Source organism: Streptomyces aurantiogriseus (assembly GCF_014649375.1).
Classification (GTDB): domain Bacteria; phylum Actinomycetota; class Actinomycetes; order Streptomycetales; family Streptomycetaceae; genus Streptomyces; species Streptomyces aurantiogriseus.
The window spans coordinates 23,681-38,978 of record NZ_BMSX01000010.1 but is presented as its reverse complement, the minus strand read 5'-3'; the positions used below and the strand labels follow the sequence as shown (position 1 = coordinate 38,978).

Sequence of the window (15,298 nt, the reverse complement as noted above, 5' to 3'; positions counted from 1 at the left end):
GTGCCGAATCAGCCAACCCGCTCGTGCTCGTCCGTCCCAAGAACGGAGCTGACGCACATGAACCGCCGTACAGTCCTCGCCATGGTCGCGGGAGCCGCCCTGCTGCTCCCGGGCTGCACCGGTACAGCAGGCAGTTCGAAGGGAGCCGACGCCAAGGCGCCCGACGACCCGTCGCAAGTGAGCGGAAACATCACGGTCCTCACCGTGCGCACCGACCTCGTGCAGGACGGCACGATGAAGAGGTACGCCGCCGAGTTCAACAAGACCTACCCGAAGGTGAAGGTCGAGTTCCAGGCGCTCACCAACTACGAGGCCGAGATCAAGATCCGGATGAACACGGAGGACTACGGCGACGTCCTCCTGATCCCCGGGGTCATCGAGAAGAGCGACTACCCGAAGTTCTTCGCCTCCCTGGGCACCGAGGCCGAACGCAGCAAGAAGTACCGCTTCACCGACTTCACCACCGTCGACGGCAAGGTCTACGGCCAGAGCCCCAACGGAGTGATGCCCGGCTTCATCTACAACAAGCGCGTCTGGAAGGAGGCCGGGATCAGCGAATGGCCCACCACCCCGGCCGAGTTCCTCGCCGGACTCAAGGCGATCAAGGCCAGGACCGACGCGATCCCGTACTACACCAACTTCGCCGCCCAGTGGCCGCTGACCTCCTGGACCTTCGTCAACGGTTCGGTCCACTGCGACCCGCAGGCGACCACGAAGCTCGCCACGGGTGACCCCTGGGCGGAGGGCTCCGACCTGCGCGTCGGTGACACGCTCCTGTACGACATCGTCAAGGAGGGCCTTGCCGAGAAGGACCCGACCACCAGCAACTGGGAGGAGTCCAAGCCCCGGACGGCGAAGGGCGAGATCGCCACGCAGTGGCTCGGCACCTGGGCGATCGTCCAGTTCCGGGACGCGGCGAAGAAGGCCGGCGTGAACCCCGACGACATCGGTTTCATGCCGTTCCCCGCCCAGGTGGACGGGAAGTTCTGCTCGACCATCGGCCCCGACTACAACCAGGCCGTCAACATCCACTCCCAGCACAAGGAGGCGGCCCGCGCCTGGATCGACTGGTTCACCGACAAGTCCGGCTACGACAAGGACAACCTGGCGATCTCCCCGCTCAAGGACGCCCCCATGCCCGACGTGCTGAAGCCGTACGAGGACGCGGGCGTCAAGCTCATCGAGCTGGACGACTCGGCGGGCGCGGAGGTCAAGCTCATCGACAACGAGTCCGAGGTCGGCATCAACAAGCCCGAGTACCGCCAGGACCTGGTCGACCTGGCGCGCGGCGCCAAGAAGGGCAGCCTGGACGACTTCCTCGCCGGCCTCGGCAAGAAGTGGACCGACACACAGAAGAACGTGGGCTCCTGATGACGGACACCACCGAGAAGGCGGACTTCAGGGCCGTGGCGCCGGCCCTGAAGTCCGCCGCCCCCCGGCGGGCCCCGCGCCGCGCCCGCACCTGGCGGCTGGTCACCCCGTGGCTGTTCCTGCTCGCCCCGCTCGCCCTCCTGATCACCTTCACCTACGCACCCATCGCCAACATGGTCGCGTACAGCTTCACCGACTGGGACGGCGTGAGCCCCGAACTGCACTACACGGGCGCCGAGAACTACGAGGAGCTCTTCACCAGGGAAGACCTCTTCCAGGTGTTCTGGGTCAGCGGCTACTACCTGGCCGCCTCCGCCGTCCAGATCGTCGCCGCGCTGTACTTCGCGACCGTCCTCAGCTTCAACCTCCGCTTCCGGAACTTCTTCAAGGGCGTGCTCTTCTTCCCGTCCCTGGTCAACGGCGTCGCGATCGGCTTCGTCTTCCTCTACTTCTTCCAGGACGGCGGCACCCTGGACACCGTCCTCGGTCTCTTCGGGTACGACACGGACCACGCCTGGCTGGGCACGCCGTTCTCCGCCAACACCTCACTCGCCGGCGTCTCGATATGGCGCTACCTCGGCATGAACTTCGTCCTGTTCCTGGGCGCGATCCAGTCCATCCCGGGGGAGCTGTACGAGGCGTCCGAGCTGGACGGCGCGAACCGCTGGCACCAGTTCCGCTACATCATCCTGCCCGGCATCAAGCCGGTGCTGACCCTGACCGTGATCCTCTCGGTCTCCGGCTCCCTCTCCGCCTTCGAGATCCCGTACATCATGACCGGCGGGGCGACCGGCACCGAGACCTTCGTGATCCAGACCGTGAAGCTGGCCTTCCAGTTCAACAAGACGGGGCTCGCCTCCGCGGCGGCCGTCGTGCTGCTGCTGATCATCCTGCTGGTGACCTGGGTGCAGCGACGCCTCGTCCCCGACGACAGGGTGGACCTCGTATGACACGCCGAGCCGTTGCCCGCACCCTCGTGTACCTGTCGCTGGTCCTCGCGGCGGTGGTCGTCCTGCTCCCGCTCGGCGTCGTCTTCCTGACCTCGCTGAAGACGGAGAACGAGACGGCGAACGACGGCGGAGCCCTCACGCTCCCGCGCGACCCGCTCAACTTCGACAACTACGTGACCGCGTTCCAGGACGGCGGGATGCTGGCGGCCTTCGGCAACACCGCCTTCATCCTGCTGATCTCCGTGGGCGGCACGGTCCTCATCGGCTCGATGACGGCCTACGCGATCGACCGCTTCACCTTCCGCTTCCGGAAACTGGTGGTCGCCCTCTTCCTGATCGCCGCCCTGGTCCCCGGCGTGACCACCCAGGTGGCCACCTTCCAGATCGTCCACAGCGTCGGCCTGTTCGACACCCGCTGGGCCCCGATCGCCCTCTACATGGGCACGGACATCGTGTCGATCTACATCTTCCTGCAGTTCGTCCGCTCGATCCCGATCTCCCTGGACGAGGCGGCCCGCCTCGACGGCGCGAACGCCTTCACCATCTACCGCAGGATCATCTTCCCGCTGCTGAAACCGGCGATCGCGACGGTCGTGATCGTGAAGGGGATCGCCGTCTACAACGACTTCTACATCCCCTTCCTCTACATGCCCTCCCAAGATCTTGGCGTGATCTCGACGTCCCTGTTCCGCTTCAAGGGCCCCTACGCCGCCCACTGGGAAACGATCTCGGCAGGAGCGGTGCTGGTGATCCTGCCGACGCTGATCGTCTTCCTGGTTCTGCAGAAATACATCTACAACGGTTTCATGCGGGGGGCGACCAGGTGAGCTGCCTTCAGCGGCGCCGGGCCGCGTCCTCAGGCGGACAGTGCCGCGACCAGCGCCGGCGTCACCTGCTCCACCTGCCAGGGCCGCGCCCCGTACCCCGTGAGCGCGGAGGCGATCGACTCCCCGTCGAGCGGCGCAGGCGGCTCCCAGCAGACGCGCCGCACGGCGTCCGGCGCGACGAGGTTCTCCTGAGGCATGTTCAACTGCTCGGCCAACGCGGACACGGCCGACCTCGCCGCACTGAGCCGCGCCGCCGCCGCAGGATCCTTGTCCGCCCAGGCGCGCGGCGGCGGAGGCCCGGCGACCGGCTGCCCCGGCTGCGGCAGCTGCGCCTCGGTCAACGCCTTCGCCCGGTCGACGGCCGCCTGCCACTGCTCCAGCTGCCGCCGCCCCATCCGATGCCCGAACCCGTTCAACGCCGCGAGCGCGTGCACATTGGCCGGAAGCGAGAGCGCGGCCTCCACGATGGCCGCGTCCGAGAGCACCTTGCCCGGTGACACGTCCCGCCGCTGGGCGATCCGGTCCCGGGTCTGCCACAGCTCCCGTACGACACCGAGCTGCCGCCGCCGGCGCACCTTGTGCATGCCGGACGTACGACGCCACGGGTCCTTGCGGGGCTCCGGCGGCGGGGCCGAGGCGATCGCGTCGAACTCCTGGCGGGCCCACTCCAGCTTGCCCTGCCGGTCCAGCTCCTTCTCCAGCGCGTCCCGCAGGTCGACGAGCAGCTCGACGTCGAGGGCCGCGTACCTGAGCCACGGCTCGGGCAGCGGGCGGGTGGACCAGTCGACGGCGGAGTGACCCTTCTCCAGGACGAAGCCGAGGACGCCCTCGACCATCGCGCCGAGGCCGACCCGCGGGAATCCGGCCAGCCGTCCGGCCAGCTCGGTGTCGAACAGCCGCGTCGGCACCATGCCTATTTCGCGGAGGCAGGGCAGGTCCTGGGTGGCCGCGTGCAGCACCCACTCGACGCCGGACAGCGCCTCGCCCAGCGCGGACAGGTCGGGGCAGGCGACGGGGTCGACCAGCGCGGTGCCGGCGCCCTGACGGCGTAGCTGAACCAGATAGGCGCGCTGGCCGTAGCGGTAGCCGGAGGCGCGCTCGGCGTCGACGGCGACGGGGCCGGAGCCGGCGGCGAAGGCCGCGATCACCTCGGCGAGCGAGGCCTCGTCGGCGATCACGGGCGGGATGCCCTCGCGCGGTTCGAGCAGAGGTGTCGGCGCCCCGGAAGCAGTAGATCCGCCGTCGTCCGGAGGGGCGCCTCCGGTGGTTCGCAGTGAACTGGCTGCTGCGGTTTCTTGGGCGTCGGTCACCTGTCAAGGGTATCCGTGTGTGGACGGCGCCCGCCGACGGAACGTTCCGCCGACGGGCGCCGCAGGGTCGTGAACCGGTCAGGAAAGGGGAGGGCCGGGACGGGGATCCCGGCGGGCTCTCCGTGGGGCATGCGTGGATATGTCGGTGGGAAAAAGTCGGTGGGTCAGTGGATGATGCCGGTGCGCAGGGCCACCGCGACCATGCCGGCGCGGTCACCCGTGCCGAGCTTGCGGGCGATCCGGGCGAGATGGCTCTTGACGGTCAGCGCGGACAGGCCCATCGAGACGCCGATCGCCTTGTTCGACTGGCCTTCGGCGACCAGCCGCAGTACCTCCACCTCGCGGCCGGACAGCTCGCGGTAGCCGCCCGGGTGGCTCGGGGCACCCGGGGGGCGGCGGTGGAGGCGGGCGGCGGCCGCGCCGATGGGGGCGGCACCGGGCCGGGTGGGGAGCCCGACGTTGGTGCGGGTACCGGTGACGACATAGCCCTTGACGCCGCCCGCGAGGGCGTTGCGCACGGCGCCGATGTCGTCGGCGGCGGAGAGGGCCAGCCCGTTGGGCCAGCCCGCGGCGCGGGTCTCCGACAGCAGGGTCAGGCCGGAGCCGTCGGGTAGGTGGACGTCGGCGACGCAGATGTCGCGGGGGTTGCCGATGCGGGGACGAGCCTCCGCGATGGACGAAGCCTCGATGACATCGCGCACACCGAGCGCCCACAGATGGCGGGTGACGGTGGAGCGGACGCGTGGGTCGGCCACGACCACCATGGCGGTGGGCTTGTTCGGGCGGTAGGCGACCAGGCTTGTGGGCTGCTCGAGGAGAACGGACACCAGGCCTCCTGGGGTGCGGGACGGGGCCGGCTCGTGGGGATCAAGCCGGGACGAACCGTGCTTTCAAGGTCACAGTCGTCTTCGGCACCGAACCCGGGGTCCTTTAGAGAACGATCACGATCTAGTGAGTAACAATTCGTGCAATTCGGACACGCGATCGATCATCCGAAGATCGAGTCGGTTTGAGTGAGTGCTGCCTGAGATCGAAAGTGGCCGTATCGACAAAGAGATGGTCAACGATGAGGCCAGGAGGGTTGGCCGACGGAAACGGTCAACGCGACTGCGGCCCGCGCCGCTGCGGAAGCGTCACCACCGACGCGTCCCCCGGACCGGCCGGCGGCAGCCCCGCCACCTGGGCCAGCAGATCGCACCAGGACGCCAGATGCGCCCCCGTGTCCGGCACCCCGCCCAACCCCTCCCGGGGCGTCCACGAGGCCCGGATCTCGATCTGCGAGGCCGCCGGACGCTCCGCCAGCCCGCCGAAGTAGTGCGAGCTCGCGCGCGTGACGGTCCCGCTCGGTTCCCCGTACGTCAGACCGCGCGCCTGGAGCGCACCCGTCAGCCAGGACCAGCACACCTCGGGCAGCAGCGGATCGACGGCCATCTCGGCCTCCAGCTCGGCGCGGATGAGCGTGACCAGGCGGAACGTGCCCCGCCAGGCGTCGTGCCCGGCTGGGTCGTGCAGCAGCACCAGCCGGCCGTCGGCCAGATCCTGGTCGCCGTCCACGACCGTCGCCTCCAGCGCGTACGCGAACGGGGCGAGCCGCTGCGGGGGCGGGGTGGGCTCCACCTCGATCTGGGGTCGCAGCCGGGCCGCCCGCAGGGCGTCGACCGCAGCCCGGAAGGGCAGCGGCACCGCACTGTTCCCCTGCCGGTCCCCCTCCCCGGTGTCCTTCTCGTCGTCCATTCCGCCCGTGCCGTCCGACAGTCGTCCCTGAGCCGCAGCCATGCGGGGAAGATTAAGGGGAACGGGAGCTTCGCGCAGGGCAAGACACCCGCCCGCGGGACCTGGGGGGCTGCGCGCTGGGCGAACACGCGCACGGGTCGCGGGCCCGGCAGGGGGGCGGCAGGGGGCGGCCCCACCGCCTCCGGCGCCGTGCGAGACTTGCCGTCGTGAGCGTGAACGAGAGCACCGCGGGCCGGCAGCCGACAGCGACGTACGACAGCCCCTTCCTGAAGGCGTGCAGGCGGGAACCCGTGCCGCACACACCCGTGTGGTTCATGCGGCAGGCCGGGCGCTCCCTGCCGGAGTACCGCAAGGTCCGCGAGGGCATCCCGATGCTCGAGTCCTGCATGCGGCCCGAGCTGGTCACCGAGATCACGCTGCAGCCCGTGCGCCGGCACAACGTGGACGCGGCGATCTACTTCAGCGACATCGTCGTCCCGCTCAAGGCCATCGGCATCGACCTCGACATCAAGCCCGGCGTCGGCCCGGTCGTCGAGCATCCGATCCGCACCCGCGCCGATCTCGCGCAACTGCGTGACCTCACCCCCGAGGACGTCTCCTACGTCACCGAGGCGATCGGCCTGCTGACCCGCGAGCTCGGCTCCACCCCCCTCATCGGTTTCGCGGGCGCGCCTTTCACCCTCGCGAGCTACCTCGTCGAGGGCGGACCGTCGCGCACGTACGAGAACGCCAAGGCGATGATGTACGGCGACCCCGAGCTGTGGGCCGAGCTGCTGGACCGGCTCGCGGACATCACGGCCGCGTTCCTGAAGGTGCAGATCGAGGCGGGCGCGAGCGCGGTCCAGCTGTTCGACTCCTGGGTCGGCGCCCTGGCACCGGCCGACTACCGCCGCTCGGTGATGCCCGCCTCCGCGAAGGTCTTCGACGCCGTCGCCGGGTACGGCGTCCCGCGCATCCACTTCGGCGTCGGCACCGGTGAGCTGCTGAAGCTGATGGGCGAGGCCGGCGCGGACGTCGTCGGCGTCGACTGGCGCGTCCCGCTCGACGAGGCCGCCCGCCGCGTCGGCCCCGGCAAGGCGCTCCAGGGCAACCTCGACCCGACCGTGCTGTTCTCCTCCACCGAGGCCGTCGAGACCAAGACCCGCGAGGTGCTTCAGGCGGCGGCCGGTCTGGAGGGCCACGTCTTCAACCTCGGCCACGGCGTCATGCCGTCCACCGACCCGGACGCACTGACCCGGCTCGTGGAGTACGTCCACACGCAGACGGCTCGCTAGGACTTCTCAGGCGCTCACCATGTGTGCCGGGGCCGCGCGCGCCTGCCGAACAGCAGGCCGCGCGGTTCCGGCGGCGGGGGTGTGCCCGGCTTGAGCGGCCAGGCGAGCAGCATGCCCGCGAGGAAGCCCACGATGTGCGCGGCGTACGCCACCGTGCCCGCGTCGGAGACGCCCTCGCCGGAGGAGTACACCGCCTGGAGCACGAACCAGAAGCCCAGCACCAGCCAGGCCGGCAGCCTCAGCGGCAGGAAGATCAGGAACGGGACGAGGACCCACACCCTGGCCTTCGGATACAGCACCAGATAGGCCCCCAGCACCCCCGCGATCGCCCCCGATGCCCCGATCAGCGGATCGGCCGACTCGGCGTTCAGAAGGGCGAAACCGTACGAGGCCGCGTAGCCGCAGGCGACGTAGAACAGCGCGAAGCGGACGTGGCCCATGCGGTCCTCGATGTTGTTGCCGAAGATCAGCAGGAACAGCATGTTGCCCAGCAGATGCAGCCAGCCGCCGTGCAGGAACATCGCGGTGAACACGCTCAGCTGCGGAGACTTTTCGTAGCCCGGCGGGGCCAGCACACAGCCGCCGTCCCGCACGTCGCCCGTGGGGACGAGCCGGGGCAGCTGATCATGGATCAACTCGCGCGGCACGGCCGCGTAGTGCTCCAGGAAGGCGTGCAGATGACACGTCTGCGCCAGGGTGCTGTCGCCGGCCACGGAGCCGGACAGGCCGGGCATGAAGAGGAACACGAAGACGTTCACGGCGATCAGCGCGTACGTCACCACCGGGGTACGGCGCGCGGGATTCACGTCATGGACGGGGATGACCACAAGGAAGTACTGCCCCCGATCCGTTCGGCGAATCGGTGCCCGCGGTGAACGGGGCGCCCGGGCCCTGCGTATGTCTCGGCAACCGCCCGTGACCCGGGGAAGGCGGGTCGCGGGGACGACGTGAGGAACAGACGATGAACGACCGGGTTACCCCTCCCCTGCACGCCACGCCCGACGGCGAGGCCGAGATCGCGCTCGTGATCCGCCTCCCCTGGGAGGACGTGGCACGGCTCGGCCAGGAGGCGGGACGGCTCGCTTCGCAGATGCAGCGGCCGGTGACGCTGGACGAGGCTGTCAGCCACCGGCTGCGGTCGCGGCCCGCTGCGGCTGCGCATGCGAAGCCGGCGGAGCAGCCTGCGGCGGCTGCGGTTTCTGCTCTGCCGCGGCTCACCGGGACTGCTTAGGTGGTCTTCGGGGTGCGGGTCGACTGTGGCTGGTCGCGCCCACGCGGCGGAGCCGCACATCGATGCAGCCCCGCGCCCCTTCACGTTGGCTGACCTGCTGTTCCCTACAAGTTCCGTACTTTTGCCGCTGCTTTTCTTGCCGCCACCAGCACCGGATCCCACACCGGGCTGAACGGCGGCGCGTACCCCAGGTCCAAGGCCGTCATCTGTTCCACCGTCATGCCGGCCGTCAGGGCGACCGCCGCGATGTCGACCCGCTTGCCCGCGCCCTCCCTGCCCACGATCTGCACGCCCAGCAGCCGTCCCGTCCGGCGCTCGGCGAGCATCTTGACCGTCATGGGGGAGGCGCCGGGGTAGTAGCCGGCGCGGCTGGTGGATTCGATGGTGACCGTCTCGTACTGCAGGCCGGCCCTGCGGGCGTCCTTCTCGCGGAGGCCCGTGCGGGCGATCTCGAGGTCGCAGACCTTGCTGACGGCCGTGCCGACGACGCCGGGGAAGGTGGCGTAGCCGCCGCCGACGTTGGTGCCGATGACCTGGCCGTGCTTGTTGGCGTGGGTCCCGAGGGCGATGTGGCGTTCCTGGCCCGAGACCAGGTCGAGGACCTCGACGCAGTCGCCGCCGGCCCAGATGTTCGCGTGGCCGCGCACCCGCATCGCCAGGTCGGTGAGGAGGCCGCCGTGGGCTCCGAGGGGGAGACCGGCGGCCTCGGCGAGACCGGTCTCCGGGCGGACGCCGATGCCGAGGACCACCACGTCCGCCGGGTACTCGGCGTCCTGCGTGACGACCGCCCGGACGCGGCCGTCGTCGTCGGTGAGCAGCTTGGTGACCTCGGCGTCGTTCACCATCGTGATGCCGAGGCCCTCCATGGCCTCGTGCACCAGCCGGCCCATGTCCGGGTCGAGGGTCGACATCGGCTCGCTGCCCCGGTTGACGACCGTCACCAGGTAACCGCGGTTGATGAGCGCCTCGGCCATCTCCACGCCGATGTAGCCCGCCCCGACCACCACCGCATGCCTGCCACGCGTACGCGTGAGCGTGTCGAGCAGCTCCTGCCCGTCGTCCAGCGTCTGCACCCCGTGCACGCCCTCGGCGTCGGCCCCCGGCATGTCCGGCCGGATCGGCCGGGCCCCGGTCGCGAGGACGAGCTTGTCGTACGACGTCCAGGACTCCGCCCCGGAGTCGACGTCACGCGCGTGTACCCGCTGCCGGGCCACGTCGATCTCCGTGACCTCGGTGCGCAGGCGCAGGTCGATCCCGCGCGCGCGGTGCTCCTCGGGCGTGCGGGCGATCAGGGCGTCCCGTTCGGTGACGTCACCCCCGACCCAGTACGGGATGCCGCACGCGGAGTAGGACGTGAAGTGGCCGCGTTCGAACGCCACGATCTCCAGCTCGTCGGGGCCCTTCAGCCGGCGGGCCTGGGACGCCGCGGACATGCCCGCGGCGTCCCCGCCGATCACGACCAGCCGCTCCCGCCCGGAGTTACCCTGGCGCGCGCTCTCGCTCATGCTCATGCGAACACGCTACGGGCGGGCGGCGTTTGAGTCCTCCTCGGCCTCGCCGGGCGTCGTCCGGCGCCGGCCCCGGAGCAGCCGCAGCCACACCAGCAGCAGCACGAGGGCCACCGCGGCGAACGGCAGCACCGCGCCGAACACGACGGCGATCCAGCGCAGCAACGTCACCAACGCGTCCCAGCCGCCCGCGAGCGCGTCCAGGAAGCCGGGCTCTTCGTCCTCCTTCGGCTTCTTCACCACCGGCTTCTCGGACAGGGTCAGCGTGATGGTGGCCATGCTGGTGCGGTCCTTCAGGGACGCCTGCTGGGCGAGCAGCGCCTCCAGGTCGGCCTCCCGGCGGCTCAACTCCCCCTCCAGGGTGACCACATCGCTCAGCTTGGTCGCCTGGTCCATCAGTTCGCGGATCCGGGCGACGCTGGCGCGCTGCGAGGTGATGCGGCTCTCGACGTCGACGACCTGGTCGGTGACGTCCTGCGCCTTCGCCGTGCGCTCCAGGAGCTTGCCCGCCCCCTGGAGACCGGCGAGGACGTCGTCGTACTTCTCGACGGGCACGCGCAGGACGACCCGGGTGTGCTCGGCGCCCTCCTCGTCGCGGGTGGTGGTCTCGTCGCCGACGTAGCCGCCCGCGTTCTCGGTGGCGGCGCGGGCCTCGTCGAGGGCCTTCGGCACGTCCTTGACCTGCACGGTCAGGGTCGCGGTGCGGATGATGCGGTTCACGGGCAGCTTCGGGGCCGCGCTGGGCTTCGACCCGCTCGCGCCCGCGCCCTGCTTGCCGCCCTCCGCCACACCGGCCTCTGCCGCGCCGGCGTCCGCGGCGGCCGCCTCGTCGTTCGCCTTGGAGCTGCCGCCGGCCGAGTCGTCCGCGCCGCTGCATCCGGCGAGCGCGACCGTGGTGGCGAGCAGGAGCCCCGCCAGGGCGTGCAGTGGTCGTACGGAACGTCGTGTGCGCATGTGGGTGTACCCCCCGAGGGTCGTGGAACCACTGACGCTTCTTCGACGCCGGGGCGCGGCGGGACGTTGGCCGCGCACGGTTCCGATGCGGTCACGGTCGGGACTCGGCCCGGGCACACCGGTCCGGGCGGGAGGGCCGAACGGCCCTGTCGGGAGTGTCAGTGGCGTTTGAGAGAGTGGGATCATGCGCGAAGCGGACACAGGCACGGGAGCGGGGCACGCCGTCGTCATCGGGGGTGGGATCGCCGGCCTCGCGGCGGCCCACCGGCTGCTGGACGGCGGCAGACGCGTGACCGTGCTGGAGGCCTCGGACCGGGTCGGCGGCAAACTGCTGCCCGGGGAGATCGCGGGCGTACGGGTCGACCTGGGCGCCGAGTCGATGCTGGCCCGCCGCCCCGAGGCGGTCGCCCTCGCGCGCGAGGTGGGCCTCGGCGACCGCCTTCGGCCGCCGGCCACCGCGACGGCCTCGATCTGGACCCGCGGCGCCCTGCGCCCCATGCCCAAGGGCCATGTCATGGGCGTCCCCGGCACCGCGGCCGCCCTCTCCGGCGTCCTGTCCGACGAGGGCCTCGCCCGTATCGAGCGCGACGCCGACCTGCCGCGCACGGAGGTCGGCGAGGACGTGGCGGTCGGGGAGTACGTGGCGGCGCGGCTGGGCCGCGAGGTCGTCGACCGTCTCGTCGAGCCGCTGCTGGGCGGGGTCTACGCCGGTGACGCCTACCGCATCTCGATGCGCTCGGCCGTCCCCCAGCTGTACCAGGCCGCGCGGACCCGTACGTCGTTGACGGAGGCCGTCCGCGAGATCCAGGCGAAGGCCGTCGCGAGCCGGCAGACCGGCCCGGTGTTCATGGGCGTCGAGGGCGGCGTGGGCCGACTCCCGCTCGCGGTCGCGGAGTCGGTCCGCGCACGGGGCGGCGAGATCGTCACCGGAGCGCCGGTGACGGAGCTGCGCAGAGTGACCGCGCCGGCCGCCGGCGAAGGGAGCGAGGCGGGCACGGGCGCGCCCGGTGACTCGCCCGACCGCGCCCACGCGGCGGCGCGGCCGCACCCGGTCTGGCGGATCGTCGCCGGGGAGCGGGTGCTGTACGCCGACGCCGTGATCGTCGCCGTCCCCGCGCCCGTCGCCGCCGATCTGCTGTCCGCCGAGTCCCCCGAGGCCGCCGCCGAGCTGCGCACCGTCGAGTACGCCTCCATGGCCCTGGTCACCCTCGCCTACCGCCGCTCCGAGGCCGCCCTGCCCGACGGCAGCGGCTTCCTCGTCCCGCCCGTCGACGGCCGCACCATCAAGGCGTCCACCTTCGCCTCCCAGAAGTGGGGCTGGATCGCCGACGAGGACCCGGACGTGATCGTGCTGCGCACCTCCGTCGGGCGGTACGGCGAGACGGAGATCCTCCAGCGGGAGGACGCCGACCTCGTCGACGTCTCCCGGCACGACCTCGAGGCGGCCACCGGGCTGGACGCCAGGCCCCTCGCCACCCGCGTCACCCGCTGGACGGACGGCCTGCCCCAGTACCCGGTCGGCCACCACGCGCGCGTGGCCCGCATCCGCGAGCACGTAGCCAAGCTGCCCGGCCTCGCCGTGTGCGGCGCCCCGTACGACGGGGTCGGCATCCCGGCCTGCATCGCGAGCGCCTCCGCGGCCGTCGACCAGATCGGCGGTGACCTGCGCGCTGTGCAGGAGCTCACCGCCCACCCCGTGCAAAGTCTGCACGGCGGAGCAGGAGAATGAGAACCATGAGTGACGACGCCCCCACCACCGAGCCCGGCAGGATCCCGAACAAGGGCAAGCTGGCCAAGGACCTCAACGAGGTCATCCGCTACACGCTGTGGTCCGTCTTCAAGCTGAAGGACGTGCTGCCCGAGGACCGCACCGGCTACGCCGACGAGGTCCAGGAGCTGTTCGACCAGCTCGCCGCCAAGGACGTGACGATCCGCGGCACGTACGACCTGTCCGGTCTGCGCGCCGACGCCGACCTCATGATCTGGTGGCACGCCGAGACCAGCGACCAGCTCCAGGAGGCGTACAACCTCTTCCGGCGCACCAGGCTGGGCCGCGCGCTGACGCCGGTCTGGTCGAACATGGCGCTGCACCGCCCCGCCGAGTTCAACCGCTCGCACATCCCGGCGTTCCTCGCCGACGAGACGCCCCGGGACTACGTCAGCGTCTACCCGTTCGTGCGCTCCTACGACTGGTACCTGCTGCCCGACGAGGACCGCCGCCGCATGCTCGCCGACCACGGCAAGATGGCCCGCGGCTTCCCGGACGTCCGCGCCAACACGGTCGCCTCGTTCTCGCTGGGCGACTACGAGTGGATCCTGGCCTTCGAGGCCGACGAGCTCTACCGCATCGTCGACCTCATGCGCCACCTGCGCGCCAGCGAGGCCCGTATGCACGTCCGCGAGGAGGTCCCCTTCTTCACCGGGCGCCGGAAGTCGGTGGCCGATCTGATCGCCGGGCTCGCCTGATCAGCTCTTCGCCCGGGCCGTCGCCTTCTCGGGGCGGTCCGCCGGCTTCGGCTCGGGGTGCGGTGCGCAGGACGCGCGCCGCACCGGCAGCCGGCCTTCCAGCAGGTAGGCCTCCAGGTGGCCGTTGACGCAGCGGTTCGCGCCGCCCGCGATGCCGTGGGCGCCGGCGTCCCGCTCGGTCACCAGGACCGAGCCGGTCAGCCGCCGGTGCATCTCGAGGGCGCCGTCGTAGGGGGCGGCCGCGTCCCGCTCGGCGGCCAGGATCAGCGTCGGCGGCAGCTCGCCCGGCCCGGTCCGCACGTCCAGCGGCTTCTGCCGCTGCGCCGTCCAGTAGGCGCACGGCAGGTTCATCCACACGTTGTCCCAGGTCTCGAACGGGGCCACCCGCGCGAGCCGGGTGTTGTCCCGGTCCCACTCCCGGAAGTCCGTCGGCCAGGGCCCGTCGTTGCACTCCACGGCCGTGTAGACGGCGTTCGCGTTCTCCGCCTCCTTCGCGGCCTCCTGGGCCGGCGAGGCCAGCGCGATCAGCGGCTTCGGGTCGCCCTTCAGATACGCCGACAGCGCCTCGGCCCGGGACGGCCAGAAGTCGTCGTAGTACCCGGCCTGCAGGAACGCGCCCTGCAGCTGCCCGGGCCCCACCTTCCCGCCGGCCGGTGCGGCGGCGAGCCTCGCCCGCGCCCGCTCGTAGCTGCGCAGCACCGCCTCCGGGGTTCTGCCCAGCCGGTACACGCGGTCGTGCCTGGCGACCCACTCCCGGAAGTCCGCCCAGCGGCTCTCGAAGGCCACCGACTGGGCCAGGTTGTTGCGGTACCAGATCTGTGCGGGGTCCGGGTTCACCGGCGCGTCGAACACCATCCGCCGCACGTGCGAGGGGAACAGCGTCGCGTACAGGGCGCCGAAGTAGGTGCCGTACGACGCGCCCAGGAACGTAAGCTTCTGCTCCCCGAGCGCGGCCCGCAGGACGTCCAGGTCGCGGGCGTTGTTCAGGGAGGTGTAGTGCCGCAGCGCACTGCCCGCCCGCTGCGCGCAGCCGCGCGCATACGCCTTCGCCTGCGCCACCTGCTCTTGCTTGTACGTCTCCGAGGGGTGCGTCGGCGCGAGTGAGGGCGCCTTGACGAAGTGCTGGGGGTCCTGGCAGGACAGCGGCGCCGAGCGGCCGACCCCGCGCGGGTCGTAGCCGATCAGGTCGTAGGCGGCCCCGAGGCGCTTCCACTCGGGCAGCACCCCGACCAGCGGGAAGCGCAGGCCGGAGCCGCCCGGCCCGCCCGGGTTGAAGACCAGCGCACCCTGCCGGGGCACCCGGCGCTTGCTGTTGTTCGGGTCGCGGTGGGTGGCCCGCACCCGGCTGACGGTCAGCTTGATCTGCTTGCCGTTCGGCTGGGCGTAGTCGAGCGGGACGGAGACCGTGCCGCACTGCATGCTGCTCGGCAGGTCCCGCGCGTCGGGGCACTTCCCGAAGGTGACGCCCTGTGCCGCGGCGCGGGCGACGGCGAGCGCGACGCCGGAGTCGGCGCCGGCTCCGATGCTCGGAACACCGCCCGCCGGGGCGGCGGCGAGGGTGGTCAGGAGCAGGGCTCCGGCGGCCGGGTAGAGGGCGGCGGCTCTCATCGGGGGTCCCTTCGGTGCACGGCTGCGACAAAAGGGATGTTTCGTTCACCCGTTGGGGAAGGCAA

General features: G+C 71.3%; 14 protein-coding genes. 7 read left to right on the top strand and 7 right to left on the bottom strand.

Going from position 1 to position 15,298, the window contains the following annotated elements; genetic code table 11:
- The first annotated feature begins 57 nt into the window (after nt 1–57).
- The 3 genes from IE263_RS21515 to IE263_RS21505 are packed head-to-tail and all read left to right on the top strand — an operon-like array spanning nt 58 to nt 3,148.
- On the top strand, nt 58–1,371 hold the full coding sequence (locus IE263_RS21515; protein WP_189939068.1) for an ABC transporter substrate-binding protein: 1,314 nt from the start codon (nt 58–60) through the stop codon (nt 1,369–1,371).
- Nucleotides 1,371–2,321 carry a carbohydrate ABC transporter permease gene (locus IE263_RS21510; RefSeq protein WP_189939066.1) on the top strand — a complete coding sequence of 317 codons (951 nt, stop codon included), beginning with the start codon at nt 1,371–1,373 and terminating at the stop codon, nt 2,319–2,321. The genes IE263_RS21515 and IE263_RS21510 overlap by 1 nt, the downstream gene beginning before the upstream one ends.
- The gene (locus IE263_RS21505) at nt 2,318–3,148 is read left to right on the top strand and encodes a carbohydrate ABC transporter permease (RefSeq protein WP_189939063.1); all 831 of its coding nucleotides are present in this window, start codon (nt 2,318–2,320) and stop codon (nt 3,146–3,148) included. Before IE263_RS21510 ends, IE263_RS21505 begins: the two co-directional genes overlap by 4 nt.
- Nucleotides 3,149–3,177: 29 nt before the next feature.
- Here the strand turns inward: IE263_RS21505 and IE263_RS21500 are convergent, their stop codons facing one another.
- From IE263_RS21500 to IE263_RS21490, 3 genes are all read right to left on the bottom strand, one after another.
- A complete protein-coding gene (locus tag IE263_RS21500; RefSeq protein ID WP_189939061.1) occupies nt 3,178–4,458 on the bottom strand; it encodes a ribonuclease D in 1,281 nt (426 codons plus the stop codon).
- 164 nt (nt 4,459–4,622) lie between these two features.
- The gene (locus tag IE263_RS21495) at nt 4,623–5,285 is read right to left on the bottom strand and encodes a response regulator transcription factor (protein ID WP_189939059.1); all 663 of its coding nucleotides are present in this window, start codon (nt 5,283–5,285) and stop codon (nt 4,623–4,625) included.
- 271 nt (nt 5,286–5,556) lie between these two features.
- Nucleotides 5,557–6,234, bottom strand: a complete 678-nt coding sequence (locus IE263_RS21490; RefSeq protein WP_189939057.1) for a DUF3000 domain-containing protein — start codon at nt 6,232–6,234, stop codon at nt 5,557–5,559.
- A gap of 164 nt (nt 6,235–6,398) precedes the next feature.
- Here IE263_RS21490 and hemE point away from each other — a divergent pair, with 164 nt between their 5' ends.
- The gene (hemE, locus tag IE263_RS21485) at nt 6,399–7,466 is read left to right on the top strand and encodes a uroporphyrinogen decarboxylase (RefSeq protein WP_189939055.1); all 1,068 of its coding nucleotides are present in this window, start codon (nt 6,399–6,401) and stop codon (nt 7,464–7,466) included.
- Nucleotides 7,467–7,480: 14 nt separating this feature from the next.
- Here hemE and IE263_RS21480 read toward each other — a convergent pair whose 3' ends face one another.
- Nucleotides 7,481–8,293 (bottom strand): rhomboid family intramembrane serine protease, encoded by an 813-nt coding sequence (locus IE263_RS21480; protein ID WP_189939053.1) that lies wholly within the window; start codon nt 8,291–8,293, stop codon nt 7,481–7,483.
- Between the two features lie 134 nt (nt 8,294–8,427).
- Between IE263_RS21480 and IE263_RS21475 the strand changes: the two genes are divergently transcribed.
- Entirely contained in the window at nt 8,428–8,697 is a 270-nt protein-coding gene (locus IE263_RS21475) for a hypothetical protein (protein ID WP_189939051.1), read from the top strand.
- A gap of 104 nt (nt 8,698–8,801) precedes the next feature.
- On the opposite strand, the gene IE263_RS21470 is transcribed toward IE263_RS21475, so the two are convergent.
- Together IE263_RS21470 and IE263_RS21465 are read right to left on the bottom strand one after the other, a co-directional pair.
- The gene (locus IE263_RS21470) at nt 8,802–10,202 is read right to left on the bottom strand and encodes an FAD-dependent oxidoreductase (protein ID WP_189939542.1); all 1,401 of its coding nucleotides are present in this window, start codon (nt 10,200–10,202) and stop codon (nt 8,802–8,804) included.
- Between the two features lie 15 nt (nt 10,203–10,217).
- On the bottom strand, nt 10,218–11,159 hold the full coding sequence (locus IE263_RS21465) for a DUF4349 domain-containing protein (protein ID WP_189939049.1): 942 nt from the start codon (nt 11,157–11,159) through the stop codon (nt 10,218–10,220).
- Nucleotides 11,160–11,343: 184 nt separating this feature from the next.
- Between IE263_RS21465 and hemG the strand changes: the two genes are divergently transcribed.
- Together hemG and hemQ are read left to right on the top strand one after the other, a co-directional pair.
- Nucleotides 11,344–12,888 carry a protoporphyrinogen oxidase gene (hemG, locus tag IE263_RS21460; protein ID WP_189939047.1) on the top strand — a complete coding sequence of 515 codons (1,545 nt, stop codon included), beginning with the start codon at nt 11,344–11,346 and terminating at the stop codon, nt 12,886–12,888.
- A gap of 5 nt (nt 12,889–12,893) precedes the next feature.
- The gene (gene hemQ, locus IE263_RS21455) at nt 12,894–13,625 is read left to right on the top strand and encodes a hydrogen peroxide-dependent heme synthase (protein WP_189939045.1); all 732 of its coding nucleotides are present in this window, start codon (nt 12,894–12,896) and stop codon (nt 13,623–13,625) included.
- Here hemQ and IE263_RS21450 read toward each other — a convergent pair whose 3' ends face one another.
- Complete coding sequence (locus IE263_RS21450) at nt 13,626–15,233, bottom strand: alpha/beta hydrolase (protein WP_189939043.1); 1,608 nt, start codon at nt 15,231–15,233, stop codon at nt 13,626–13,628.
- Between the last annotated feature and the right edge of the window lie 65 nt (nt 15,234–15,298).